We start from the raw sequence: 273 nt of genomic DNA on the forward strand, positions 1-273 counted from the left end.
GTTCAAGGTCGGCGACTACATCGACGGCGGCACGGGCGTCGCGGGCACCGTCGAAGAGGTCGGGCTCTTCATGACGCGCCTGACGAAGCCGGACGGCATCTGCGAGTACGTGCCGAACAGCGCGCTGTGGGGCAGCTCGATCCGCAACTACACGCGCAACCCGACGCGCCGCCTCGATCTCGAAGTGGAAGTGTCCGTGCATGACGATATCGATCGCGCGCTCGCTGCGCTGCGTGCGCTGGCCGTGGCCGATCCCGACGTGCTGCAGGACCC

At 67.8% G+C, this 273-nt stretch carries 1 protein-coding gene; it reads left to right on the plus strand.

Going from position 1 to position 273, the window contains the following annotated elements; translation table 11 throughout:
* Window positions 1-273: mechanosensitive ion channel family protein (locus tag AAEY78_RS13060; RefSeq protein ID WP_352339737.1), on the plus strand; the 273-nt coding region annotated here is incomplete at both ends.

The organism is Psychrobacter sp. 16-MNA-CIBAN-0192, assembly GCF_040309565.1.
GTDB lineage: Bacteria > Pseudomonadota > Gammaproteobacteria > Pseudomonadales > Moraxellaceae > Psychrobacter.